The organism is Streptomyces sp. NPDC087428, assembly GCF_044744085.1.
Classification (GTDB): domain Bacteria; phylum Actinomycetota; class Actinomycetes; order Streptomycetales; family Streptomycetaceae; genus Streptomyces.
Map to the genome: position 1 here is coordinate 188,012 of NZ_JBIUXR010000015.1, position 25,160 is coordinate 213,171.

The window sequence follows — 25,160 nt, forward strand, 5'->3', positions numbered from 1 at the left end:
CCCCCACCGGCCCCTTCAGACGGCACGCCGACACCCTGCTGTCACGCCCGGAGGATTCATGACCCCGCCACCCGCCTCACCCGATCCGTACGGCGCGCTGAACCACGCGTCGTACGAAGGTGAAGGCGACCAGCCGCTGGTTCGTCCGTACGCCATGACCGGCGGACGGACCCGACCGCGCTACCAACTAGCGATAGAGGCGCTGGTCAGCACCACGGCCGACCCCGCGCACCTGGGAACGCTGCTCCCCGAGCACCAGCGGATCTGCCACCTGTGCCGTGAGGTCAAGTCGGTGGCCGAGGTGTCGGCCCTGCTGTCGATGCCGCTCGGCGTGGCCCGGATCCTCGTGGCGGACCTGGCGGAAGCCGGCATGGTGGCCATCCACCAGCCGGGCAACGGAGAGGCCGGCGGCGCGCCGGATGTGACACTGCTCGAAAGGGTACTCAGTGGACTTCGCAAGCTCTAGTGGCGGTGCGGCCCGTGCCACCACCTCGGCGAAGATCGTGGTGGCGGGCGGGTTCGGCGTGGGCAAGACCACGTTTGTCGGTGCCGTTTCGGAGATCAATCCGCTGCGCACCGAAGCCGTGATGACGTCCGCGTCCGCGGGCATCGACGACCTCACACACACCGGAGGCAAGACCACCACGACGGTGGCCATGGACTTCGGACGCATCACCCTGGACCAGGACCTGATCCTGTACCTCTTCGGTACCCCGGGACAGGACCGCTTCTGGTTCATGTGGGACGACCTCGTACGCGGCGCCATCGGCGCCGTCGTGCTGGTGGACACCCGCCGACTCGCCGACTGCTTCCCCGCCGTCGACTACTTCGAGAACAGCGGACTCCCCTTCGTCATCGCCCTCAACGGCTTCGACGGACACCAGCCCTACACCCCCGACGAGGTGCGCGAAGCGCTCCAGATCGGACCCGACACCCCGATCATCACGACCGACGCGCGGCACCGCGGTGATGCCAAGAGCGGTCTGATCACCCTGGTGGAGCACGCCTTGATGGCGCGGCTCAAGTAGGCACAAGTCGGTATTGCCGTACGGCAGTTAAAGTAGTCAAACGGGGGTGGACTGTGTCGTTAGACACGATCCACCCCCGTGTTCATAACGTTTCGAAAGAGAATTGCCTCACGGCCGATACCCGATGCGTACGAGCGGTACCGCTGTGCTCACATGAGCCCCGCCTTTTGGCGGGGCTCGTTCTTTATGCCCGTTTTATCTGAGGCCTGTACCACTCGGAATGGCCTATTCCGACTGTTTGGAACGCGACCGTTCCCCGTGCTGCAATTCGACGAACTCCCGAGTAGTACGGCCCTGAACAAAACACGGCACAGCGTAGGTGCCGACGCCGAGAGGTTGTTGGTCGAGTGAGGCGTAACAACGAGGGCTCCACGGCGCAGCCGGAGCGGGGCAACTTCACCCCGCCGCGCGCCGCGGCGTCGTCCGCCGACGTGTCCGGAGGGATGCCTGCCGGTGGCAGCACCAGCCGGATGTCCCCGCGCAACTGGCGGGTGCCGACCCGGCTGAACGCGATCCTCCTCATCCCCGTGCTGGTCGGCCTGGTCATGGGCGGCTTCCAGGTGAAGGGGTCGATCGACACCTGGCAGGAGGCCAGGGACGCCGAGCGGACCGCGCTGATCGTGCGCGCGGCCTCCGAGTACGGCCAGGCGCTGCTGAACGAGCGCGACCTCTCCGCCCAGCCCCTGCTGTCCAACAAGCGCGACGCGGCGGTCGTCACCCAGGTACGGGCCACCACCGACGCGGCCGCGGAGAAGTTCGACACGGCCGTGAAGGACATGCCGGCCAAGCAGGGCCTGGAGCGGCGCCTCAAGCTGTTCAGGCTGGAGGAGCCCACCCTCCCCGACCTGCGCAAGGCCGCCTACGCCGAGGCCATGGACCCGGTGAAGACGGAAGAGGGCTACGTCCAGGTGCAGCACTCCCTCATGGAGTTCTGCAACGAGCTCGGGCTCGGCACCGGAAACATCACCAGTTACGGCCGCACCGTCTACGCAATCGAGCTGGCCAAGGCTGCAGAATCGCTTCAGCGCTCCATCGGAATGCATCTGCTGGTGCGGCCCAGCCAGGTGGGCGGCAAGTTCAACGACCAGGTCAAGGCCTTCGGCTCGTACAACTACCTGGAGCAGATCGCCCTCGGTGAATTCGTCTCCGGCGGTACGGAGTCGGACGCGGCCCGGCTGAAGAAGGTCATGGCCGACAAGGCCGCGGAGGGCGCGGCCAAGGTCAAGAGCGCCAAGGAGCAGGCCGACGCGGCGGGGACGCCGTTCGTGACGCCGCCCACCGTCGACGGCTCGGTCTACGACGGGATGGCCCAGCAGCTCGCGCTCGGCAAGAGCCCCGCCCAGCTCAAGGCGAAGGGGATCACCCCCGAGACCTGGATGGCCGCGGCCACCGCGAAGTTCGACGGATACACCGCGGTCGAGGAAGAGCTCGTCGACAAGGCCGTGACCGAGGCGGCGGACATCTCGTCCGGCGCCAGGACCGACGCCGTCGTCAACGCGGCGATCGTGCTCGTCGCCCTGCTGGCCGCCTTCGTCCTGGCCGGCCTCATGGCCCGCCAGATGAGCCGCTCCATGCTCCGGCTGCGCAACGCCGCCTTCGGCATCGCCGAGCAGCGGCTGCCCTCGCTGGTCGACCAGCTGTCCCGGGCCGATCCGGGCCGGGTGGACACCCGCGTCCAGCCGATCCCGATCAACAGCCAGGACGAGATCGGCGAGGTCGCGCGCGCCTTCGACCAGGTGCACCGCGAGGCGGTGCGGCTGGCGGCCGAGCAGGCCATGCTGCGGGGCAACGTCAACGCGATCTTCACCAACCTGTCACGCCGCAACCAGTCGCTCATCGAGGGCCAGCTGACCCTCATCACCGACCTGGAGAACAACGAGGCCGACCCCGACCAGCTGGAGAGCCTCTTCCGGCTGGACCACCTCGCGACCCGGATGCGCCGCAACGGCGAGAACCTGCTGGTCCTCGCCGGTGAGGAGCCCGGCCGCCGCTGGAACCAGCCGGTGCCGCTGGTGGACGTGCTCAGGGCCGCCTCCTCCGAGGTGGAGTCCTATGAGCGCATCGAGCTCTCCGGCGTGCCGGAGACGGACATCCACGGCCAGTCCGTGACCGACCTCGTGCACCTGCTCGCCGAGCTGCTGGAGAACGCCACGACGTTCTCCTCGCCGCAGACCAAGGTGCGGGTCACCGCGACCCGGCTGCCCGACAGCCGCGTGATGATCGAGATCCACGACAAGGGCATCGGCCTCACCGCCGAGGACTTCGCCGACATCAACCACAAGCTGGCCAACCCGCCGACGGTGGACGCCGCGGTCTCCCAGCGCATGGGCCTGTTCGTGGTCGGCCGGCTCGCCGACCGGCACGGCATCCGGGTCCAGCTGCGCCCCTCGGGCGAGCAGGCCGGAACCACGTCGCTGGTCATGCTGCCGGACGCGATCACCCACGGTGGCGGCGGCGAAGGCGCCCCCGCGCAGGACGACTTCACGGTCTCCTCGATCATTCCGCAGCAGCAGCCCTTCGACGCGACGCTGCCGCCGACGCAGCCCCCGATGCGTACGGCGGCGGAGCTCGGCTTCGACGACTCGCGCTACGGGGAGGCGTCGGAGGAGTCCGCGCAGCTCGACCCGGTGGGCCGCTCGCTGACGCGGGGGGAACAGCGCGCGGCGCTGGAGCCCCGGACCGGCGACGAGAACCCGCCCTACCCGCGGCAGGAGTCGCAGGAGCAGTACGCGCAGGCCCCGTTCGGCGAGGCCCCCTACGCCGCGGACCCGTACACCGCTGCCCCGTACGCCCAGCAGCCGCAGCAGGACGGGCAGCAGGAGCCGCAGTACGGACAGGCCGCGTACGAGGGCGGCTACGACCCGTTCCGCGGTGACACCGGCTACGTCCAACAGCCCGACCAGCACGGGCAGAACGGCTATCCGGAGTCGGCGTACGCGGCCCCGGAGACCCCTCAGCAGGACTACGAAGGGCAGTACAACGCCCAGCCCCAGCAGGAGGAGTGGCCTGCTCAGGGCGCCTACCAGGGCGGGTACGAACCGCTGACGCAGGCCGAACCGGAATCTGTCGGGAGCACCCCCGCCGCATCGCAGGAGCGCGTAGGCTTCGAGCGTTCGGGCCCCGTCCCGAACTCCGGCCACGAGATCACCGAGGCCGGTCTGCCGCGCCGGGGCGGTCAGCAGCACTGGCAGCCCACCGGACGCGGGAAGGACCGGCCCGCCGCCGCGCAGGAGCAGCCGCCGCAGCAGGAACCGCCGCAGCAGCCGTCGCCCGCGCAGCAGGAGAGCGCGGACGGGACGGAGGACTGGCGTTCGGCGAACGACGAGCGCTGGGAGCGGGCCGAGAAGCTCCGGGACCCGAAGGCGGGCGGGGTCACCCCGTCCGGTCTTCCCCGGCGCGTGCCCAAGGCCAATCTGATCGAGGGTACGGCCGAGCAGACCCAGCAGGGCGGCCCCCAGGTCTCCCGCGCCCCGGAGGACGTGCGCGGCAGGTTGAGCAACCTGCGGCGGGGCGTCCTGCGGGGACGCAACGCGGGTTCGGACAGCAGTAATACCTACAACCAGGAGCGTTAGTGTGAGCCCGATGAGCCAGGCGGCGCAGAATCTGAACTGGTTGATCACCAACTTCGTGGACAACACCCCCGGGGTGTCGCACACGGTGGTGGTCTCCGCGGACGGCCTGCTGCTGGCGATGTCCGAGGGATTTCCGCGCGACCGCGCCGACCAGCTGGCGGCTGTCGCCTCCGGTCTGACCTCGCTGACCGCGGGTGCCTCCCGGATCTTCGAGGGCGGCGCCGTGAATCAGACAGTTGTGGAGATGGAGCGAGGATTCCTCTTCATCATGTCCGTCTCCGACGGATCTTCCTTGGCCGTTCTTGCACACCCGGATGCCGATATCGGTCTGGTTGGGTACGAAATGGCACTTCTGGTCGATCGCGCCGGTGGTGTCCTCACTCCGGACCTCCGCGCCGAACTACAGGGAAGTCTTCTTAACTAGTAGACAGACAGTGCGTTTCACGTCACCGCGCCATAAGGTGCGGTGGCGCGGACCCACTGGGACCGGGACCGGCAGGCGGAGGAGGAATCGTGGGTACACCCCCAGGCGGACACCAGTTCAACGGTGGTCAGCAGGTACCGGGTGAGCACAGGGGCGACGGCTTCGACTCCCCCTCCTCGTCCGGCAGACAGGACGGGCAGCAGCCGTTCCGGCCGTTCCGGCAGGCAAGGCGCGCTCAGGGCTCGGACGACTGGCCGCAGCAGGACACGCGGGGCTCGGACGACTGGCCGCAGAACACGCAGGGTTCGCAGTGGCCTCAGCAGCCGCAGCAGCCCCAGCGGCCGCAGCGCCCCCACCGGTACGACTCCCCGCAGCCGCCGCCCCGTATCCAGCCGGTGGAGCCCCGGTGGGCCCCCGAGCCGGATGCTCCCGCGGCGCACAATCCGCTGGTCCGGCCGTACGCCATGACAGGTGGACGGACCCGACCGCGCTACCAACTCGCCATTGAGGCGTTGGTCAGTACTACGGCTGATCCGTCCCGGCTGCAAGGGCAGTTGCCCGAGCACCAGCGGATCTGCCGGCTGTGCATCGAGATCAAGTCAGTGGCCGAGATTTCGGCCCTGCTCTCGATCCCTCTCGGCGTTGCCCGGATCCTCGTAGCCGACCTGGCAGAGGCCGGACTCGTCGCTATCCACCAGCCCGGCGGCGAAGAGTCCGCCGGCGGCCAGCCAGATGTGACACTGCTCGAAAGGGTGCTCAGTGGACTTCGCAAGCTCTAGCGGCGGAGCGGCCCGCTCCACTACCTCGGCGAAGATCGTGGTGGCAGGGGGCTTCGGCGTGGGTAAGACCACGTTTGTCGGTGCCGTTTCGGAGATCAATCCGCTGCGCACCGAAGCCGTGATGACGTCCGCATCCGCGGGCATCGACGACCTCACACACACCGGGGACAAGACCACCACGACGGTGGCCATGGACTTCGGACGCATCACCCTGGACCAGGACCTGATCCTGTACCTCTTCGGTACCCCGGGACAGGACCGCTTCTGGTTCATGTGGGACGACCTCGTACGCGGCGCCATCGGCGCCGTCGTGCTGGTGGACACCCGCCGACTCGCCGACTGCTTCCCCGCCGTCGACTACTTCGAGAACAGCGGACTCCCCTTCGTCATCGCCCTCAACGGCTTCGACGGACACCAGCCCTACACCCCCGACGAGGTGCGCGAAGCGCTCCAGATCGGACCCGACACGCCCATTCTGGTCACGGACGCGCGGCATCGGGCAGATGCGAAGAGCGCGTTGATCACTTTGGTGGAGCACGCGTTGATGGCGCGCCTGCGGTAGGGGCGCCCCCGATGTACGTGAGGCCCCGCACTCCTCCGGGAGCGCGGGGCCTTTCGTGTGGTGCGCCGGGCGTTCGGCCGTGCTACCTCCTCGATCTCCCGATGGCCCCCTGCCGGATCAGTGCCTGCCGACCGCGATCACGTAGTCGCGCCGAGCCGTCGGCCCGCCGGAGCCCTGGTACGCCGAGACCGTGAACCGTGCCGTTCCCGCCCTGGCCGGTGTCCCCACGATGCCGCCGGTGTCCGCGTTGAGCACGAGGCCCGCGGGCAAGGACCCCGAGGTCACCGCGTATCGCGTGGTCGCCGGCGTGTTGGTCTTCACGGTCGCCTCGTACAGGGCGCCCCGGGCCGCCGCGGGCAGCGGTCCGGCGTCGAGCTCCGGGGTCGGGGCGACGACCGCCTCGGGAGCGCCGACCGGCTTGCCGTCGGCGTCCAGCTCCTGAAGGGACCAGCTCTTGCCCGGCTCGACCACGCTCAGGTGCCAGTTCGTCGTCAGGTCACGGAACCGCGCCCGCTGCTTCTCGGTGAACGCGCCCAGGTTGCGTGCCGTCTCCCACTGCTGAATGGCGTCGAGCAGCCGTGCGGTGTTCTCGCCGCCCGATTCGAGGCGGGAGACCGAACTCTGGTAACCCGTCCCGGCGTTCAGGCCGGCGCCGCGGGCCAGCTTCCACTCCGTGGTGAGCACGCTGTCCGTGCCGTTGAGGCTGATCCAGCCGAGCATGCCGGGGAGGTAGTTCGCCTGGAGGTACTTGTTGTTGGCGAGCACCTGCTCCATCGAGGTGCTGCCGACCTCGCCCCAGCTGGCCCGGGTCAGCGCGTCCCAGGTGTTCGAGGTCATCCGGCTGGTCTCGGAGATGAATCCGTCCTTGGCATCGACGCGCCGGAACGTCTTGTTCACGAGGTGAGCCATGCCGTAGGCGCCCCAGCCGGACTCCGAAGCCGACTCCAGGCCGTCCCACGACATACCGGTGATGCCGGTGGTGTTCCAGGCGGTGGTCAGCCGGTCGCTGATCTCGTCGAGGACGGCATGACCGCCGATCGCGCCACCGTAGCTGTTGGCCATGACTCGGCCGGTGCGGTCGCCCTCGGGGTGGGAGACAGCGACCGATCCCCAGCGCGCGCGCTGCACACCGGTCACCTTCCACTCCTTCCCCACCTGCTCTGCCGTTCCGTAGCTGACGAACTCGTCCCCGACGCGCAGGAGGCTGTAGCTCGGTCCCGCGGCGAGCAGCGCGCCGTCGTCGAGGTACAGGGTGGTGTCGCCGGCCGTCAGCGGACGGGTGAGCGAGGCGGTGCCTCCCATCACGAGGCGGTTGTCGGCGGGCGGCTCGAGATAGGCGTCCCGCGGGAACCAGGCCCAGTCGTAGGGCTCGTCACCGGTGCTGACGAAGTCCGACAAGGTGTGCACGCCGAGCTGCACACCGTTCGCCCTGGCGATGTCCACGGCCGCCGCGGCCCCGGCGTCACTCCCGCCCAGGCTGGAGTCGAACTGGTAGTGGCCGCTCGACTTCCACGGGCCGTAGCTGCTGGTCAGCGAGTAGATCCGGTTCATGCCGGCCGCCTTGGCGAACCGGGCGGCCGCCGGAATGTTGCCGGTCTCCAGGTCGCCGAGCACCAGCCAGGACTGGCTGCTCGCCTGGGAGGCCTTCTGCCACTGTCCGTCCAGCTTCGGGTAGGGCAGCTTCTCGCCCTTCGCGATGTTGGACAGAACCGTCGGCGTCGCTTCGGGCGAGGCTCCGAAGAGTGCGATCTTGGAACCGGCGATCCCGGCGTCGCGGCCGGGCAGCGGTCCGACCGGGATCGGATAGCCGCGTACCTCGCGGTGGCGTTCCTTGGTGTAGTCGAAGGTGAAGGCGCGCAGTACGGAACCCCAGGGGGTCACGCCCGCCGCGCTCCACTCCTCCAGGGAACCCACGCTCACCTGGTCCGGATCGTGCTTGACCTCGCTCTCCCAGCCCATGCCCTGGTCCTCCTGCGGCCAGGCGCCTTCGGTACGGTCGGTCAGCGGCCGGAGCCCGATGGCGAAATCGTCGTCGCGGACCACGCCCACCGATGTGCCGACCGTCTTGGAGATCGACGTGGCCAGCGGGCCCCAGAGCAGGGTCTGCACATCGACGCCCTTCGGCACATCGACGTCGACCGCTTCGAACGTGGTGTAGCCACCGAGCCCGGTGACCAGCTTCACCTGGATCTTCCAGTGCGCCGCCTGGTTCCGGAACGTGAGCATCCGGCCCCCGGGTCCGGAACGGTGAACCGTGGTCGGCCGCTGCTGCTTGCCGTCGATGACCAGGCTGACCAGGGACGCCGCATGACCGGCCGCGAGGTGGTCGACCCCGGTCCTGACGTCCTCCAGGCCCACGACCGTCCCTGTTCTGTCGAGCTCCAGGTCCAGATAGCCGGCCCGGACCTCGATCGACGGAGTCCCTCCGCCGGGTCGTGCCTGCGCCGACTGTGCGCCGGCCGCGGGCAGGATGCCGGCGGTCAGCATCACCAGTGCCACGGAACCGGCCGTGCGCCGACGCCGCTCGGGCCGCCTGCGGGGGGACTGTGATCTGACTGCGCGTGCGGGGAACCGCATGATGTTGCTCCTGTCACTCTCGACGGAAACTGCTGCACCGGCCGCTGTGCCGGTCATCCCTTCGTGGCACCCCCGGTCAGGCCACGGACGAACTGCTTCTGGAAGGCGAGGTAGAAGGCCAGGACGGGCAGGGTGGCGAGCAGCATGAACGCGAACACCGCCCCGAAGTCCTGCTGGTAGGGGCCGATGGAGCGGAAGATCCCGACCGTCACGGTGTTCCCGGCCCCCGGGCCCAGGACGAGCAGGGGGGTGAGGAAGTCGTTCCAGACCCAGACCCCGAGGAAGATCAGCACGCTGGCCGACGCGGGCCGCAGCAGCGGGAAGACGATCTGCCAGAAGATCCGGAACCGGCCGGCTCCGTCGACCGCCGCGGCCTCTTCGAGTTCGCGCGGGATCGAGCGGATGAAGCCCATGAAGACGAACACGGCGAACGGCAGGTAGTACCCGACGTCGACCAGCACGGCGCCCGGCATCGTGTGCAGCAGGCCGACGGCGTCGAGGATCCGCGTGATCGGAAGCATGATCACCGCGGGCGGGATCATCAGGCCGGACAGCATGACGCCGAGGACGACGCGGCTCCACCAGCGGTCCGACCGCACGAGGTGGTACGCGGACATCGCGGCCAGCACGGTGGTGATGAGGATCGACGCCGCGGTCAGGATGACCGAGTTGACGAGGCCGTACCAGAACAGTCCGTCCGGCCGGCTCAACACATGTCCGAGGTTGTCGAGGGTCGGCGGAAGCGGGAGCGCCAGCGGCGATGACACGACCTCGGAGCTGGGTTTGAAGACGTTGACCAGCGCCACGTAGAGCGGCATGCAGAAGACGGCCGCCACGCCGGTGGCCAGGAGCGGCCGTATCCACGGCGTTCGGGAGTTCACAGGTTGACCTCTCGTCGTTGCAGGAGCTTGAGCGTCGTCACGCTCGCGGCCGAGACGACGACGAGCATGATCCCGGCCATCGCGGACGCCACTCCCGGGCGTTGCTCGGAGAAGGCGGTGCGGATCACCTCGAAGGCCACGGTGGCCGTGCCGTCGGTGCCGGGGCCGCCGTTGGTGAGCACGGCGATCTGGTCGTAGACCTTGAACGAGCTGATCATCAGCATCACGGTGTTGATCGTCAGCGAGGGTGCGAGCAGCGGCCAGGTGATCGCGCGGAACTGCTGCCAGGGGCCGGCGCCGTCGAGGCTCGCCGCCTCGTCGAGCTCGGCGGGGATTCCCGCGAGCCCGGCGAGGTAGACCACGACGGCGAAGCCGAGCAGCTGCCAGACCATGATCCCGGAGACGGAGTAGATCGCGTACGACGGATCCGTGAGCCAGCCCGGCGGGTGTTCGACCCCCAGCGAGACGAGCGCGCTGTTCAGCAGGCCGTCGTCCGCCAGGATCGAGCGTCCGATCACCGACACCACGACAGCGGAGAGGATCACCGGTGTGAAGTAGACGCTGCGGAGCAGGCTGTAGAGCCGGCCCTGCCGGCTCAGCAGCAGGGCGATCGCGAGACCGAGCAGGTTCGTCAGCAGCACCACGATCACCGTGATCACCACGGTGTTCCACAGGGAGTGCCGGAACTCCTCGTTCCTGAGGAGGAAACCGTAGTTCTCCAGGCCGATGAACGAGGTCTCCGGGCGGGTGGCGCGCTCATCGGTCAGCCCGGTGCAGAGGGTCCACAGAATGGGCGCCAGGACCATCGCGGAGAAGATCGCGAGGGTCGGCAGGACGAACACGGCACCGGCGCCCAGCGACGACCACGTCCAGGTGCGGCGCCGGTGCGGCCCACCCGCGCGCCCGGACGGGACCGGACCGGCCTGCGGCTTGAGGGGCCGCGGCGTTCCTTTGCCGGTGACGGTCCCCGTCCGGGCGGGCAAGGGGTGCCTCACTTCGCGAGCTCCTTGTACTTCGTGTTCAGCGTCGCGACGAACTCATGCACGTCGGCACGGCCGTTGAGGAGATCGTTCAGCGCCGCGTCGACCTTGGGTATGAAGCCCGACGGCAGGGCCGGGACACCGGCCTCGTTCCCGAAGCTCGGCGTCACGGTCCCGCCGGCCTGGGACTTCTCGTAGAGACCGAGGGTGGTGTTGTACAGCGCCGGCAGGCCGGCCGGCGGCTTGTAGCCCTTGAGCGCGACGAACAGGCCGTCGTACTTCGCCCCGCCGTCGGCGTTCAGCTTCGAGAACTCGACGGCCCACTTCTTGGCCTTCGCGACGTCAGGGGACTTGGCGCTCACCGACAGTCCACCGCCGGTGTACACGGGCATGACGAGCGAGCCGTCCTGCGTGGGCATGGGGAAGGCGCCGAACTCCTTCTGCCGCGCCTTGTCCGGGGACGCCGGGAACCACGAGCCCATCGGGTACATGGCGCCCTTGCCCTTGAGGAAGGCTTCCTGCGCCTGGGGGTAGGTGGCTGACAGGTTGTCGACGTTCTCCTTGCCCGCCAGTGCCCTCATCTTGGTCGCGGCGTTGACGAACAGCGGGTCGCTGAAGTCGGTCTTGCCCGCGGTCAGCCTGTCGAGCCACTTCGGGTCCTTGGCGTAGACCTCGTCGGCCACCAGCTGGGCGAAGGTCCATCGCGGTCCGAGGCCGTCCGGTGCACCCCCGCCGATGACGAACGGCTTGATGTCCGCCGCCTTGAGCTTGCCGACCGCGGCGAGCAGGTCGTCCCACTTCTTCGGAGGAGTGGTGATGCCCGCCTTCTCGAAGTCCGCCTTGCGGTAGTAGATCTGCCAGGTCTGCGAGTTGGTGGGCAGCTGGTAGATCTTGCCGTTGAAGCTGTTCGCGTCCGGGCTGGTCCAGTCCGCCAGTTCCTTCTTGCTGAACTGGGCCAGCCTGCCGCCCTCCGCCAGTCCGGCGGGGTCGATCGCGACCATGATGTCGGGCAGCGCCCCGGTCGAGTCGAGCTGGCGCGTGTACTCGTTGCGCTGCTCGGCACTCGGCGCGACGAGCTTCTTGATCTTCACCCCCGGCACCTTGGCGCTGGTCCTGGCGATGATGTCGTCCCAGTAGGAGGCGGTGAGGTTGGGGGTCTCGAAGGTGAGCAGGCTCAACGTCACGTCACCGCCCGAACCGTTTCCGCCTTCGCTCCCGCCGCCGACGGCACAGCCGGTCAGTGCGACCAGGCCCAATGCCGCTGTTGCAGCGACCCAGTTGGCTCGCTTGCTCATGAGGCCCTCCTCGCTGGTCGAACCCACCGGATGGGATGTCGCTCGGCCAGAATTTAGATAAGTAAGTTGCTTGTCAATATTGCTGTTGCGGCGTCAATTTAGATACCGTGCCGCCGTGAGTCAAGACATCGGTGAAACCCGGGACCGCGCAACTCCCTCAGGCCGTGCAGGCGATGCCCACCTCCTGCGCAGGCTCAATCTCTCCGCCACGGTGCGAGCCTTCCTCGACGCCGCGTCGCTGACGGTCAGTGATGTGCGGTCGGTCGTCGGGGTGTCCCGCCCCACCGCCGAGGACCTGGTGGCGACGCTGCTGGACGAGGGCTTCGTCCGCGAGGCGCTCGACCGTCCGAACGGGGAGCGGTCGGCCGGACGGCCGGCCCGGCGCTACGAGGTCGTGGCCGAGAACTTCGCCGTCGTCGGGGTCGACATCGGCGCCCACAAGGTGGCCGTGGTCGTCTGCGACCTGCGCGGAAACGTCCTGGCGGTGCGCAGACGCAGCGTCGACTCACGCATCGGACCGGGCGGGCGCATCGGGGCCGCGGCGCGCCTGGTCGAGGCCACGCTCCGGCAGACCGGGACGGACAGGGACCACATCCGCTCGGTGGCCTGCGGCATCACCGGTGTGGGGGCCAACGGCTCCGAGGTCATGGACATCCGTACCGTTCCCGCGGGCCAGGACCTGGACGTCTACTCACTGCCGGGTTTCGACAGGATCGACGTGGTGTCGGAGGTGTCGGAGCGCTTCAAACGCGACGTGCTGGTCTCCAACGACATCCACCTCGCGGCGGTGGCCGAGCAGTGGCAGGGCGGCGCCGGGGCGCGTGACCTGGTCTACATGCACGCCGGCCGCCGCCTCGGGGCCGCGATCGTCATCAACGGGCAGATCCACAACGGCCGGCACGGCCTGGCGGCGTCCGTCGGTTCCATGAAGATCCTGGGGTGGGCCGAAGCGATGACGCAGCTCGACCGCGAGAGCCGCAGGCTCGCCGGCTCGGCCGCCGAGGAATCCACCAGCGGCAACGTCCGCGCGCTCTTCGAAGCGGCCGCGAACGGCGACCGCGCCGCGGTACGCACCGTCGACCGCGTCGCCGAGGCCCTCGCCCTCGGCGCCTCCGTGCTGGTCCACGCCGTCGACCCCGATCTCGTCGTGCTCGGCGGCGGCCTGTCCCGCGCGGGGGACGTGCTCGGCGGTCCCTTCGGGCGGCACTTGGCCGCGACCTCCCTCAACAGCCCGGAGTTCCGTGTGTCGCTGCTCGGCGACGAGTCCGTCGCCCTCGGCGCCGCCCGGCTGGCCCTCGACGACCTCAAGGAACGCCTGCTCGCAGTGCAGGCCTGATCCACCCCTTTCTCACCGCACCAGGGAGTCACCGAATGATCGAGCCCGGACGCGTTGCCGTGCCCGCGCCCACCGCCCCCGTGTCCCTCTCCGGATCCGGCGGGACCGAGACCACGACGATGGTCCTGCTGCCGAGGGCGGACGGCCTGCCCGATATCGGGTGGGTGGGGCTCCCCCTGTCGGCGGCGGACGTCCGGTCCCTGACGCTCCCGGCCTCGGTCGAGACCACGGCCTGGAACTCCTGGCTGACCGGCTCACCGGTCAGCGTGCTCCCGGAGCACGCGCGCGGCTACCTCGGACGGCCCGCGCTCCTCGGCCACCGGGTCGGCCCCGAAGGACCGGGCAGCGACTGGTCCACCGCGTTCGGCCCCGGCTCGGTGCGGTGCGACGACGGCTCACTCGTGGTCCGGGCCACCGACGCGGCAGCGGGACTCGATCTGCGCTTCGAGGCCGAAGCCGTCCCGGGGGGAGGGCTCCGCCTGCGGCACGTACTGACCAACACCGGCGCCGGCCCCTACGTGGTCGACGCGCTCGACGTGGTCGTCCCCGCTCCGACCGGCGCCGGCGAGATCCTCGACTTCACCGGCCGCTGGGCCCGCGAGCGGCAGCCCCAGCGCCGTGCCCTCGCGGACGGGCAGTGGGTCCGGGAGCACCGCCGCGGCATGCGGGTTCTCGACGGCACGGGTCTCGTCGTGGTCGGTACCCCCGGCTTCGGATACGGCGAGGGCGAGGTGCTCGGCGTCCACCTCGCCTGGAGCGGCAACCACCGGTACGCGGTCGAGCAGCTCAGCTCCGGCACCGCCGTCGTCCGGGCCGGCGAGTTGCTGCACCCGGGCGAGCTGGTCCTCGCGGAGGGCGAGACGTACGCGACGCCCTGGGTGCACGTGACCGCGTCCGCACGCGGCCTCGACGGACTGGCGGACGCGACCCATCAGTACGTCCGTTCGCTCGCGGCCCATCCGTCGTCGCCCGCACCCGTCATGTTCAACCCGTGGGAAGCGGTCTACCTCGACCACGGCCTCTCCGTGCTGACCGCGCTGGTCGACGTCTCTGCCGAACTGGGTGCCGAGCGATTCGTGCTCGACGACGGGTGGTTCGCTGGCCGCACCTCCCTCGACGACGGCCTGGGTGACTGGACCCCGGACCCGGCGGTGTGGCCGCACGGGCTGGCGCCGCTGGTGGACCGGGTGCACGGGAAGGGGATGGAGTTCGGGCTCTGGTGGGAGCCGGAGGCCGTCAATCCGAACTCCGCGGTCCACCGCGACCATCCCGACTGGATTCTGCGGACGGGCGACCGGACGCCGGTGCTGGAACGCAACTGCTACCTGCTCGATCTCGGCCGGGAGGACGTGCGGAACCACCTGCTCGACTCCTTCGGCCGTCTGGCGGCGGCGCACCGGATCGACTTCGTCAAGTGGGACCACAACCGCGACCAGATCGACGGCGGTGACTCGCGCGGCTCCGGCCGGCCCGCGTCACGGCGGCAGACCCTCGCCTTCCGCGAGCTCCTCGACGAGCTGGCCCGCCGCCATCCGGGCATCTCGTGGGAGAGCTGTGCCTCCGGAGGCGGCAGGATCGACCTGGACGTGCTCGAACGGGTCCAGAGCGTCTGGACCTCCGACGTCACCGATCCGCTGTCCCGCCAGCCGATCCAGCACTGGAGCGCCCAACTCGCCCCCCTGGAGTACCTGGGCGCTCATGTCGCCGCGCCGGTCTCCCACCAGACCGGCCGGACCAGCAACCTGGACCTGCGCGCGGCCACGGCCTTCTTCGGCCAGTTCGGCGTCCAGTGGGACCTGACGAAGGTGCCGGCCGAGGAGCTGGACCGTCTCGCGTGCTGGATCGGTCTGTACAAGCGGCACCGCACGCTCCTGCACACGGGCCGGCTGACCCGCGTCGAACTGCCCGAAGGTCTGCTCGCCCATGGAGTGGTCGCCCGGGACCGCTCGGAGGCGCTCTTCTCCTACGCCCAGCTCGACGAGATCGTGCCCACACCACCGCGGCTCCGCGTCCCGGGCCTCGCCCCGGACCGGACCTACCACGCCTCGCTCGTCGCACCGGCGGACCCGGCGGTGAGCTGGGAGGTCACGGGCGTCCGGGCCACCGGCGCGGCGCTCGGAGCACTGGGACTGCCAGGTCCGGCGCGGGCGCCTCAGAGCGCGGCGCTGGTCCACCTGCGCGCCGTCTGATCCGGCCTCCGCCGCCGGTCCGGCCAGGCCCGGGACATGCTGTCGCCCACCGCCCCCGCTGTGTCCGGGGGTGGTGGGCGACGGTTTCCCGGCTCAGCCCTGCCAGCTGTGGGGGGCCCGGAAGCCGGGGGTGCGCTCCAGGCGGCGCCAGCCGGCGGTGTTACGGCCTCGGTGGGTGGGGGCGGCTGCGGGCTGGGCGGCGGCGCGGGCGAGCAGGACCGCGGTTATGGCGGCCAGCTCCTCGGGGTCGGCAAGACCCTTCTCGACGCGCAGCACGGACTCGGCGGCAGTGCTCATGAATGTCTCTCCGTCTTCTCGGCAGGTCTTCGCGGGGCCTTGCAGGGATACTGCGGGGCCGCGGACTACTGCGGCGGGTTGCCGTGCTTGCGGGATGGCAGGTCGGCGTGCTTGGACCGGAGCATGGCGAGCGAGGCGATCAGGACCTCGCGGGTCTCGGCGGGGTCGATGACGTCGTCGACCAGGCCGCGCTCCGCGGCGTAGTACGGATGCATGAGTTCGGCCTTGTACTCCTTGACCATGCGGGTCCGCATGGCCTCGGGGTCCTCGGCATCGGCGATCTGCCGACGGAAGATGACGTTGGCGGCGCCCTCGGCGCCCATCACCGCGATCTCGTTGGTGGGCCAGGCATAGGTGAGGTCGGCGCCGATGGACTGGCTGTCCATGACGATGTACGCACCGCCGTAGGCCTTGCGCAGGATCAGCGAGATCCTCGGCACCGTGGCGTTGCAGTAGGCGTAGAGCAGCTTCGCCCCGTGCCGGATGATTCCACCGTGCTCCTGATCCACACCGGGCAGGAAGCCGGGTACGTCCAAAAGAGTGACGATGGGGATGTTGAAGGCATCACACATCTGGACGAACCTGGCGGCCTTCTCGCTCGCCTCGATGTCCAGGACACCGGCCAGGGCCTGCGGCTGGTTCGCGACGATGCCGACGACCTGGCCGTCGAGGCGGGCCAGGGCGCAGATGATGTTGCGGGCCCAGCGCTCGTGGATCTCCAGGTAGTCGCCGTCGTCGACGAGCTCCTCGATGACCTTGTGCATGTCGTACGGGCGGTTGCCGTCTGCGGGCACCAGATCCAGCAGGACGTCGCCGCGCCGGTCGGCCGGGTCGTCACTCGCGACCGTGGGCGGGTTCTCACGGTTGTTCGAGGGCAGCATCCCGATCAGGTAGCGGACCTCGGCGATGCAGGTCTCCTCGTCGTCGTACGCGAAGTGCGCGACGCCCGAGGTCTCGGCGTGCACATCGGCGCCGCCGAGGCCGTTCTGGGTGATCTCCTCGCCGGTGACCGCCTTCACGACGTCCGGTCCGGTGATGAACATCTGCGAGGTCTCACGGACCATGAAGACGAAGTCCGTGAGGGCCGGGCTGTAGGCCGCGCCGCCCGCGCACGGGCCCAGCATCACGCTGATCTGCGGGATGACACCGGAGGCCCGGGTGTTGCGCTGGAAGATGCCGCCGTACCCGGCGAGCGCCGAGACGCCCTCCTGGATACGGGCGCCGGCGCCGTCGTTCAGGGAGACCAGCGGGGCACCGGCCGAGATGGCCATGTCCATGATCTTGTGGATCTTGGTGGCGTGGGCCTCGCCCAGCGCGCCGCCGAAGATCCGGAAGTCGTGCGCGTAGACGAAGACGGTGCGGCCCTCGACCGTGCCCCAGCCGGTGATGACACCGTCGGTGTACGGCTTCTTCGCCTCCAGGCCGAAGCCGGTCGCCCGGTGCCGGCGCAGCTGCTCGACCTCCCGGAACGAGTCCGGGTCCACGAGCAGCTCGATGCGCTCACGTGCCGTCAGCTTTCCCTTGGCGTGCTGCGCCTCGGTCGCCCGGTCACTCGGTCCGCGCCGGGCCTGCTCGCGCAGTGCCAGCAGTTCGGCCACACGGCCACGGGTGTCGCTCGGCTCGCCCGGGGTTTCGTCCACAACGGTCATGTACCGACCCTACGAAGCCCAACAAGAAAACCCTGCCGTCGACTCCGTACAGTCTCCTGCCCGGTTTCCTGGTGGAGCCTGACAGAAGCCGTGGGCCATGCAGGCGAAGTGCTAGCCCGCACCCCTCGCCGTTTGTGGGAACCCCACAGGGGATCACTGTGGTCTGCCGCACACCCCGGTCAGCCGGGGGGTGTCGGACGACTGGGCGTCCTGGACCTTCTGGATGCCTTCCAGCCGCTCCCGTACCGGTTGCTCCGGATGTGCGACGGTCAGCAGCACCGCCTCGTAGAACGCGTCCCGCACGGCGGCCGGCATGACGTCGGAGGCGTCCAGGCAGAGCGGCACCCGCTGATCGGTGAAGCGGCCGCTGATCCGCTTCTCGACCGCGCCCTCCTTGGCCGGGACCGCCGCGTTCGGTGAGAACACCCCGCCCTTGCGCCCCCAGTCCTCCTGGCCGTCCCTGGAGGCGAGCCGCCTGATCATGTCACGGGCCCGGCCGCTCCGGCCGAACAGCGCGGCGAAGTCGGCCGAGACCTCGTGGGCCTTCACCGTGTACGGGCCGCCGGGCAGCAGGCTCGCCGAGTCCACGAAGCCGGCCGGCTCCTCGCGGTCCCCGTAGAAGGCGCGGGCGAAGGAGCCCTGGTGCTCCAGGTCGCAGCCACCGCCGAAGAGCAGCCCGTGGCCGCCGACCGGACCGCGGTGGTCGTCCAACAGCGCGCTGCGGGCCGCGTCCCGGTCCTGGGCGAGCAGCCCGGCCCAGGCGGTCCAGGCGCCGGCCACGTGGTCGTCGGTCCACTTCAGGTCGCCGGTCGCCCAGCGCGCGTAGAGCACCGGGCCCGCGCGCTGGAGGATGAGGTCCTCGATCCAGTCGCTGCCGGGCCAGCCGGAGGAGCCGTCGTCGCCCATGCCGATGCACCAGGACTTCAGCGGCGCGGGATACCGGCCCGGGGCGGCGCCCTCCCCGTCCTCGCGGTACCAGACGATCGACTTGAGGTCGGCCTTGAGCGGTACCCACAGATCGTCGCCCACGCCCTGCGCGCGGGGCCGCCAGGGGCTCCCGTACTCCGTGGGGTCGTACAGCCCGCTCAACGGGAGCAGCCGGTCCTCGGCGGCGTACTCGACGAGCTCGCCGACGCCCGGCAGGATCGCGATGTCGGGCGGGTTGCCGGCCTGCACCTCGGCGAGCAGCACCTCGCGGGTGGCGGCGGTCCCCTGGTAGGTGTACGGGATACCGAAGCCGTCCAGCACCTCCTTGAAGTGCCGTTCCTGGTCGTCGGTCCAGGGGCCGAGGATCGTCACCTTCGGTTCCTCGTCGCTGCCGCCGGGGGCCGAGAGCCCGCAGCCGGAGGCGGTTAGGAGCACGGCGAGGACGAACAGCAGGGCGCGGGTTCGCCGGGTCATCCGGCCCTCCAGTAGTCGGCGTTGAGCCGTCGGCAGATACCGACGGCCGGCAGCAGGACGATCAGCGCGCCGGCGCCCAGGGCCCCGTAGTACGTCCAGCTCTGCCAGGGCTGGGCGGCCAGCCCGCCGCGCACGGCGGTGGAGCCGGCGGTGACGAACCGCTGGGACCCGGCCAGCTCCCGGCGGTCGTCCTGGTGGGCGCGCTGCTCGATCGCGACCAGCCGGCCGCGGGCGGTGTCCAGCCGTTCCTGGGTGACGGTGGTCGCCCAGAGCGGGACGACGGCCAGGGCGACGGCCGCCAGCAGCGACAGCAGCAGCCAGGGGTCGTGGCTGCGACCGCAGCGGACACGCAGCACCCACAGCGCGGAGAGCGCGGTCAGGGCCAGGACCAGCAGGCCCAGTTCGGCGACGGCCCAGCCGGTCTGCTGGAGCGTCCCCATGGAGCTGACCCTGCCGACCCGTTGCATCTGGTGCTTCTGCAGGACGTCCAGGCGCGGCACCACTCCGGTGCCCTCCCGTCTGAGGATGCGTTCGGCCTCGTCGAACTTCTCCCGCTGCATCAAGTCGTCGTCCACGTACTTGACCGCGCCGGGCGTCATGGAGCTGCTGTACGAGGTCAGCAGGCCGTTGACCGTTTTGAGCACGCCCCGGCCGCGTTCACCGTCGATCTGTACGTCGGAGAGCCGGGACAGGCCCTGGTCGGCGGCGGCCAGCTGGTTCTCGTACCGCGCCCCGGCGCCGATGACGTTGTCGATGCCGCTGCTGACGGAGTCCTGTGCCTCCTGATGGGCGCGGAGCAGTGCGAGCTGGGTGGCGGCGACTCCCTGGACGGCGGGTGCGCCGTGGGTGCGCATCTCGCCCGCGGAGTTCTGCACCTCGCGGTAGGAGGCGAGCAGGACGGTCATCGAGGCGAGCGCGGTCACCACCAGGACGGCCAGGTGCAGTTCGAGCAGGCGTCTGGTGCGCGAGCCGCTCCGTCCCCGGGGCCGCGGGGCGCGCGTCGGCCGGGGCATCACAGCCGCCTTCCGCAGGCGATGCAGTACTGGGCGCGGGGCCCGGCGAGGTGGCGGCAGTCCGGGCATCTCACGGGCTTCCCGGTGGCGTGTTCGGGCAGGTCCAGCAGATGGCCGGAGGCGATGTGCAGCCGGCCCCTGCGGACGGTGCCCCGGTCCACGGTCGGGCCGACCCGGACCAGGCCCCGGGAGCCGTCCAGGATCTCGGCGACCTCGCGGACCTTGTCCAGGACCCAGGCGGCGCCGATCTCGTTGGCCAGCCGGACCGCGAGGCCGAACTGCTGCTCGGCCTCGCCCCGGGTCAGCGGGTCCAGGGCGAGGTATCCGCGGTCGAGGGCGGTCCGCATCTGCGTGGCGACGTTCATCGCCTGGAGGGTGTCGCCCCCGCCGCCGGTGGCGCCCGCTCCCACCGCGACTCCCGGCGGCAGCCAGCGGACCAGGAGCGGCGCGGTGGCGTCGCCGATGGAGACGGTGGCCAGTTGCAGCAGTACACCCAGGGGGTCGGTGCTCGCGTCGGCGTGCAGGGTGAGGAGGTAGTCGCGGGTGCCCGGCTCCCACTGGTGGGTGGGGAAGTCGAACCGGCGCGGCTCGTCCGGCCTGTGCACGGCTTCGAGCGTCTGCCGGCGGGGCGCGGTCTCGGTCAGCGTCACCTCGCGCACCGCCGGGCGCACGGTCACCGAGACGGGCAGTTCGGGGCTGCGGACCCGGCGGAGCCGCTGCACGGCCTCGGTGACCGCGGGGCCGAAGCGGTCCGGCACGTCGACGGGGCTGCCGTGCAGCCGCTCGACGACGGCGAGCAGCGGGGCGGGGTCCCAGTGGCTGCCGACCGCGAGGACGTCCGCGGTGAACCTCCCGGCGCAGCGGGCCAGTTCGTGCTGAAGCGCACTGTCGGGCAGCTCGGGGTCGTCCGCCTCGTCGTGGCTGCTCCCGTCGGTGATCAGGAGGAGGTGGCGGACCGGCAGCGGGCGCTCGGCGAACAGGTCGCGGGCGGCGGCGAGCCAGACCGGGTATCCGGTGGGCGGCCGGCCGGCGGCGGCCGGGGCGATCCGGCCCGCGCTGAAGGCGGCCCGGCGTTTCTCCGCCGTGCCGGCCAGCGCCCACCGGCCGCGCAGCGGGTAGCAGCCGGTCGGTGCCCCGCTCGCGTCGGCGCCGCCCAGGACGGTGAAGGAGAGGCCGTCGGGCAGGGCGCGCAGGGCGGCGGCCAGCGCGGCGGCCGCGGCCTCCCGCCGCTCGGCGGCGACGTCCAGCGCGAGGACGACGGCGAGTTCCGGGGCGGGCACCTCGTCGCTCGGCCCCACCCCGACCGCCTTGACGCGCAGATGGGCATCGATGCGGGCGTCGTGATGCGGCTGCTGATCGCGCCGGACGTCGATGGACACCTTCAGGCCGACGGGCAGCCGGAGGGCGGGCGACGGGTCGGGAACTCCCAAGGGACTGCCTCCGGTGGAGGTCGTTGCGGGTCGGGCGGGTCTCAGAACCGGGTCTGCGGGCGGACGGCGTGCGAGAGGTCGATCAGCCACTCGTACTCGGCGGGCGCCTGCCGCTGCCGGGCCAGCCGGCGGTAGCACCGCTCCAGCTCCAGCCGGACGTCCCGCTCCCCGGGCACGGCCGGGGGCGGCAGGCCCGTCCGCAGCCATCCGCCGCGTGGCCGCGGCCCGCCGGCCGCCGCGAGTACCGCGTCGAGCTTCCACTCGTACAGCTCGGTCCGGAGCAGCCCGGCGGGTTCGTCGCCCGCGACCACCGGTGCGTGCGCACCCCGTGCCGGGGTGAGCAGGGCGAGGCAGGCGTCGATCTCCGCCGCACCGGGCAGCGGCCGGTCCCCCGTCGCGAGCCGGGCGGCCCGGATACGGAACGCGGCGATCCGCGCGACGGTGTGGTCGCGCGACTCGTCGGGCACCAGGTCGAGGACCTCGATCGCCGCGGCCCGGTCGCCGCGCGCCAGGGCGAGCCTGGCCAGCCCCAGCGCGGCGCCGACGTGCGAGGGGTTGCGGGCGTGCACGGCCCGGAAGAGTTCGTACGCCGAGGGCCCGGCGGCCGCCCGCCCGTCCGCGCCGAGCTGTTCCGCGCCGTACGCCAGCGCCAGCTTGGCCGCGTACTCGCCGGGCAGCGCCCGGTGGACGGCGGAGAACTGCTCCAGCGCCGCTTCGAGCATCGGCTCCCGGTCGTCCAGCACGTCGGCGCCGCGCAGCGCGACGAGCCCCCGGTGCCAGCTGAGCCGCCACTCCCGGACCGGCCCCGGGCCCGGTATGGCGGCGGCCGCCTCGACCTGCTCCCGGGCCGCCGCGAGTGCCTCGTCGCCCTCCTGGCCGAGCAGCAGCCGGGCGTTGTGCAGACAGATCTCCACCGACTGCTCGCCGTGGGCGGGCTGGGCCAGCGGCTGCCCGGGGTCGTAGCTGCTGACCCCGAACCGGGCGGCCTGCGGGTCGCCCGGATAGGGCCGCGGGACCGGCAGCCGGCGGGCGATCTCGGTCGGGGTGGGGAGCCCGGAGTCGAGGGCCGGCGACTCGGGCGTCTCGCGGCGGCGGCAGGCCGGGCGGCTCAGCCAGTGCGCGTAGTCGGGCACCGAACCCAGCCGGGCGCCCAGGAGTTCGGTGGAGGGGGTGAAGTAGGCGGAGGGTTCGGGCTGGTCGCGCTTGCCGCGCAGCGCCCGGATCTCGCGGAGCACACCGCGCAGTTGCCCCGCCATGTCGTCGGCGGAGCCGAACCGGCGCTCCGGGTCGTGCGCGGTGGCCCGCTCCACCACCAGCCGGAACGAGCTGGTGCCGAGTCCGGGCACGTCGTCGCCGACCGCCCAGCCGGCCAGTTCGGCGAGGGTCACGCCGACCGTGTGGAGGTCGTGCGCGACGGTCAGCGGTGCGCCGCCGTCCATCTCGGGGGCGGCGAACCAGGGCGTGATCACCGGGGGCGGGTCGGTGGCACCGGCCTTGCGGACGCCGCCGAGGTCGATGACCTTGATGCCGTCGCGGTGGTGGATGACGTTGGACGGCTTCATGTCGCCGTACAGGAAGTCCATGCCGTGCAGATGGGCGAGGGCCTCCAGGATCTGGCAGCCGTAGGTGATGACGTGCTCGATGTCGAGGACGAAGGTGCCCTGCCGGGTCGATTCGACGACGGCCGAGAGCGTCCGGTCGCCGACGTCCTCCATCACGATGTAGCCGCCGGAGACCGTGCCGTCGGCGCTGCGGGTGCTGACGAAGTCGCGGATCTGGACGATGCGTTCGTGCCGGATGGCGACGAGGCTCCGGCGTTCCTCGCCGGCCTGGGCGGCGCCGCGTTCCGCGTAGCGGTTGAGGAGTCCCTTGACCGCGACGAGGTCCTCCAGATGGGTGTCCTCCGCCAGGTAGACCCAGCCCTGGCCGCCGTGCGCTATGGGGCCGCGGATCCGGTACTGGTCCTGGAGCGGCGGCCCGTCCTTCGTCAGCTCGGGGCGGTAGGAGTACGGGGCGCCGCAGCAGGGGCAGTGGCCCTCGTCCGGCGGCGGGGCCGCGGTGTACGGCGGGACGAACGCCACCCCGCAGGCCTTGGCCGAGCACGTCATCACGATGCGCACCGGCCGCTCGGCGGCGGTGAGCCGGTCGGCCGGGCTGCCCGGTTCCAGCAGCGGGAGTTCGAGGAGTCCGGCGGGGCCGTGCTCCTCGGGGGCGGCGGGCAGCGGCGGGAGTCCGGGGGACGCCTCGTCGCGGCCGCAGGTGTCGCAGTAGCCGGTGGACAGGACGGCCCCGTCGCAGGGGGCTCCGGTGAAGCGGCGGTGCGGGCACGGAATCCTCATGGGCGACCTGCCGGATCCGGGCCGGTGCGCTGCCCCGGCAGGTCAGGACGCCCGGACCGGTGCGGCTCATCGAGGTCGCCGCGTAACTCGCGTAACAGCTGTTTCAGCGCGGACAGTTGTTCGCGCGGGTCCGCGAGTGAGCGCAGTGCGCGCAGCTGGCGGCGGCGGGTGGCCGCGTCGACGGCGGGACGGAGGACCATGGACGCCGAGTCGAGCAGGCCGCTCAGCCCGACCCGCTCCTGCTCGAAGCGCTCGGTCCTGCGCACCAGTTCCTCGGCCCGCTCGTCGAGAGCGGGCACCAGCAGGTCCCGTGCCACCTCGGCCAGTGCCGCTCCCCGGCCGCTGCGGAAGATGATCAGCAACCGGAAGCCGAGTGTCCGGACGCGGGCCAGCACAGGCACCAGCGCGCCCGGGTCCGGGTCCTCGTCCAGACCGATCACGGCGAGCACCGGGCCCGATCCGGCCGGGCGGCCGGCGACCGAGCGCTCCGGCTCCTCACCGCCCTCCAGCAGCCAGTCGCGGTACTCGTTGCGCTGGTGCCGGGGCGGCCGCAGCTGCGCCACCAGCGTCCCGACGAGTTCCTCCGGCCGGGTGCGGCCGCCCCGGTAGACCAGGTGGGCCCGGTGGAGCTGGTGCTCCAGGGTGCGGTCGCGGCCGCCGCTGTGCGGGACGACACCGAACCGCACCGCGGGCTGGTCGCCGTCCGCGAACCAGTCGCGCAGGCGCTGGGACAGCCCGCTGTCCCAGCCGTCGGGCCCACTCAGTTCGGCCACCAGCGGCACGAGTTCGGCGACGCGGTCGACCGGGATCATGTACGAGAACGCCAGGTCGTTCTCGGTGGGCAGCGCCAGTTCCAGATCACCGCGCCAGCTCACCACCAGGCCGACAACCCGCTCGGTGTGCGGCCCCTCGCCCCGTGTCTGCACGGCGGCGCCGCTGAACCCGGGGCGCACCACCTCGGCGTTGGTCCCGGCGTCGAGCTGCACCCACGCGCCGTGCAGTCCGCTGATCCGGCCGGTCAGCCACATGCCGTCGTCGAAGGCCTGGGAGTAGCCGCCGATCCACACCTCCCGGCCGCGCTCCATCCGCCGCCCCAGCGGCGCGGGCGCCGCCTGCGGCCGGGGGCTGTCCAGGGCGAGTACGGCGATGTCCTCCCGGGCGGCCCCGTCCAGGCCGGGCAGCCAGCCGTCCGGCGCGACCCGGGCGGCGACCGGCGGGATTCCGGGGTTCTCCGCGAACTCCACCCACATCCGGGCGTCCGGTTCACCGACGACGTGCGCGCAGGTCAGCAGCCGGTCCTGGGTGAGCAGCACGCCGGCTCCGCACACCGGGCCGTCCGCGCCACCGCGGCGCAACCGGAGGCGCCAGTCCGCTCTCAGCTCCCCCAACTCCCCCATACCGTCCGAGG

Annotated in this window: 19 protein-coding genes; 8 read left to right on the plus strand and 11 right to left on the minus strand. The window is 71.2% G+C overall.

The window, feature by feature from the left end:
• Nucleotides 1–58 precede the first annotated feature (58 nt).
• From ACIO3R_RS30015 to ACIO3R_RS30040, 6 genes are all read left to right on the plus strand, one after another.
• Nucleotides 59–466, plus strand: a complete 408-nt coding sequence (locus ACIO3R_RS30015; RefSeq protein ID WP_073738726.1) for a DUF742 domain-containing protein — start codon at nt 59–61, stop codon at nt 464–466.
• Nucleotides 447–1,028, plus strand: a complete 582-nt coding sequence (locus tag ACIO3R_RS30020) for an ATP/GTP-binding protein (RefSeq protein WP_073738725.1) — start codon at nt 447–449, stop codon at nt 1,026–1,028. Before ACIO3R_RS30015 ends, ACIO3R_RS30020 begins: the two co-directional genes overlap by 20 nt.
• 347 nt (nt 1,029–1,375) lie before the next feature.
• On the plus strand, nt 1,376–4,600 hold the full coding sequence (locus tag ACIO3R_RS30025; protein ID WP_402110106.1) for a nitrate- and nitrite sensing domain-containing protein: 3,225 nt from the start codon (nt 1,376–1,378) through the stop codon (nt 4,598–4,600).
• A 10-nt stretch (nt 4,601–4,610) separates the two neighbouring features.
• A complete protein-coding gene (locus ACIO3R_RS30030) occupies nt 4,611–5,024 on the plus strand; it encodes a roadblock/LC7 domain-containing protein (protein ID WP_037779127.1) in 414 nt (137 codons plus the stop codon).
• Between the two features lie 89 nt (nt 5,025–5,113).
• Nucleotides 5,114–5,803, plus strand: coding sequence for a DUF742 domain-containing protein (locus tag ACIO3R_RS30035; RefSeq protein ID WP_385030340.1), 690 nt, complete (start codon nt 5,114–5,116; stop codon nt 5,801–5,803).
• Nucleotides 5,784–6,365, plus strand: a complete 582-nt coding sequence (locus ACIO3R_RS30040; RefSeq protein WP_123461870.1) for an ATP/GTP-binding protein — start codon at nt 5,784–5,786, stop codon at nt 6,363–6,365. Before ACIO3R_RS30035 ends, ACIO3R_RS30040 begins: the two co-directional genes overlap by 20 nt.
• Nucleotides 6,366–6,482: 117 nt before the next feature.
• Here ACIO3R_RS30040 and ACIO3R_RS30045 read toward each other — a convergent pair whose 3' ends face one another.
• From ACIO3R_RS30045 to ACIO3R_RS30060, 4 genes are all read right to left on the minus strand, one after another.
• Nucleotides 6,483–8,864, minus strand: a complete 2,382-nt coding sequence (locus ACIO3R_RS30045; protein WP_402110108.1) for an Ig domain-containing protein — start codon at nt 8,862–8,864, stop codon at nt 6,483–6,485.
• A 131-nt stretch (nt 8,865–8,995) separates the two neighbouring features.
• Nucleotides 8,996–9,823 (minus strand): carbohydrate ABC transporter permease, encoded by an 828-nt coding sequence (locus ACIO3R_RS30050; protein ID WP_385030333.1) that lies wholly within the window; start codon nt 9,821–9,823, stop codon nt 8,996–8,998.
• The gene (locus ACIO3R_RS30055; RefSeq protein WP_402110163.1) at nt 9,820–10,629 is read right to left on the minus strand and encodes a carbohydrate ABC transporter permease; all 810 of its coding nucleotides are present in this window, start codon (nt 10,627–10,629) and stop codon (nt 9,820–9,822) included. The genes ACIO3R_RS30050 and ACIO3R_RS30055 overlap by 4 nt, the downstream gene beginning before the upstream one ends.
• Before the next feature lie 185 nt (nt 10,630–10,814).
• Nucleotides 10,815–12,098 (minus strand): ABC transporter substrate-binding protein, encoded by a 1,284-nt coding sequence (locus ACIO3R_RS30060; RefSeq protein ID WP_402110110.1) that lies wholly within the window; start codon nt 12,096–12,098, stop codon nt 10,815–10,817.
• A 115-nt stretch (nt 12,099–12,213) separates the two neighbouring features.
• On the opposite strand from ACIO3R_RS30060, the gene ACIO3R_RS30065 reads away from it, so the two are divergent.
• Together ACIO3R_RS30065 and ACIO3R_RS30070 are read left to right on the plus strand one after the other, a co-directional pair.
• Nucleotides 12,214–13,434: an ROK family protein gene (locus ACIO3R_RS30065; RefSeq protein ID WP_385030327.1), complete on the plus strand. Its 1,221-nt coding sequence runs from the start codon at nt 12,214–12,216 to the stop codon at nt 13,432–13,434.
• A 35-nt stretch (nt 13,435–13,469) separates the two neighbouring features.
• Nucleotides 13,470–15,623 (plus strand): alpha-galactosidase, encoded by a 2,154-nt coding sequence (locus tag ACIO3R_RS30070; RefSeq protein WP_402110111.1) that lies wholly within the window; start codon nt 13,470–13,472, stop codon nt 15,621–15,623.
• A 93-nt stretch (nt 15,624–15,716) separates the two neighbouring features.
• On the opposite strand, the gene ACIO3R_RS30075 is transcribed toward ACIO3R_RS30070, so the two are convergent.
• The 7 genes from ACIO3R_RS30075 to ACIO3R_RS30105 form a co-directional block, all read right to left on the minus strand.
• The gene (locus ACIO3R_RS30075; protein ID WP_362965348.1) at nt 15,717–15,920 is read right to left on the minus strand and encodes an acyl-CoA carboxylase subunit epsilon; all 204 of its coding nucleotides are present in this window, start codon (nt 15,918–15,920) and stop codon (nt 15,717–15,719) included.
• Nucleotides 15,921–15,985: 65 nt separating this feature from the next.
• Nucleotides 15,986–17,569, minus strand: coding sequence for an acyl-CoA carboxylase subunit beta (locus tag ACIO3R_RS30080; protein WP_362965350.1), 1,584 nt, complete (start codon nt 17,567–17,569; stop codon nt 15,986–15,988).
• 153 nt (nt 17,570–17,722) lie between these two features.
• The gene (locus ACIO3R_RS30085; RefSeq protein WP_402110113.1) at nt 17,723–18,970 is read right to left on the minus strand and encodes a carbohydrate ABC transporter substrate-binding protein; all 1,248 of its coding nucleotides are present in this window, start codon (nt 18,968–18,970) and stop codon (nt 17,723–17,725) included.
• A complete protein-coding gene (locus ACIO3R_RS30090; RefSeq protein ID WP_385030321.1) occupies nt 18,967–19,983 on the minus strand; it encodes a hypothetical protein in 1,017 nt (338 codons plus the stop codon). The genes ACIO3R_RS30085 and ACIO3R_RS30090 overlap by 4 nt, the downstream gene beginning before the upstream one ends.
• Nucleotides 19,983–21,413: a hypothetical protein gene (locus ACIO3R_RS30095; RefSeq protein ID WP_402110115.1), complete on the minus strand. Its 1,431-nt coding sequence runs from the start codon at nt 21,411–21,413 to the stop codon at nt 19,983–19,985. Before ACIO3R_RS30095 ends, ACIO3R_RS30090 begins: the two co-directional genes overlap by 1 nt.
• Nucleotides 21,414–21,454: 41 nt before the next feature.
• Nucleotides 21,455–23,752, minus strand: coding sequence for a tetratricopeptide repeat protein (locus ACIO3R_RS30100; RefSeq protein WP_402110117.1), 2,298 nt, complete (start codon nt 23,750–23,752; stop codon nt 21,455–21,457).
• A complete protein-coding gene (locus ACIO3R_RS30105; protein ID WP_402110165.1) occupies nt 23,749–25,140 on the minus strand; it encodes a trypsin-like peptidase domain-containing protein in 1,392 nt (463 codons plus the stop codon). Before ACIO3R_RS30105 ends, ACIO3R_RS30100 begins: the two co-directional genes overlap by 4 nt.
• Nucleotides 25,141–25,160: the final 20 nt, after the last annotated feature.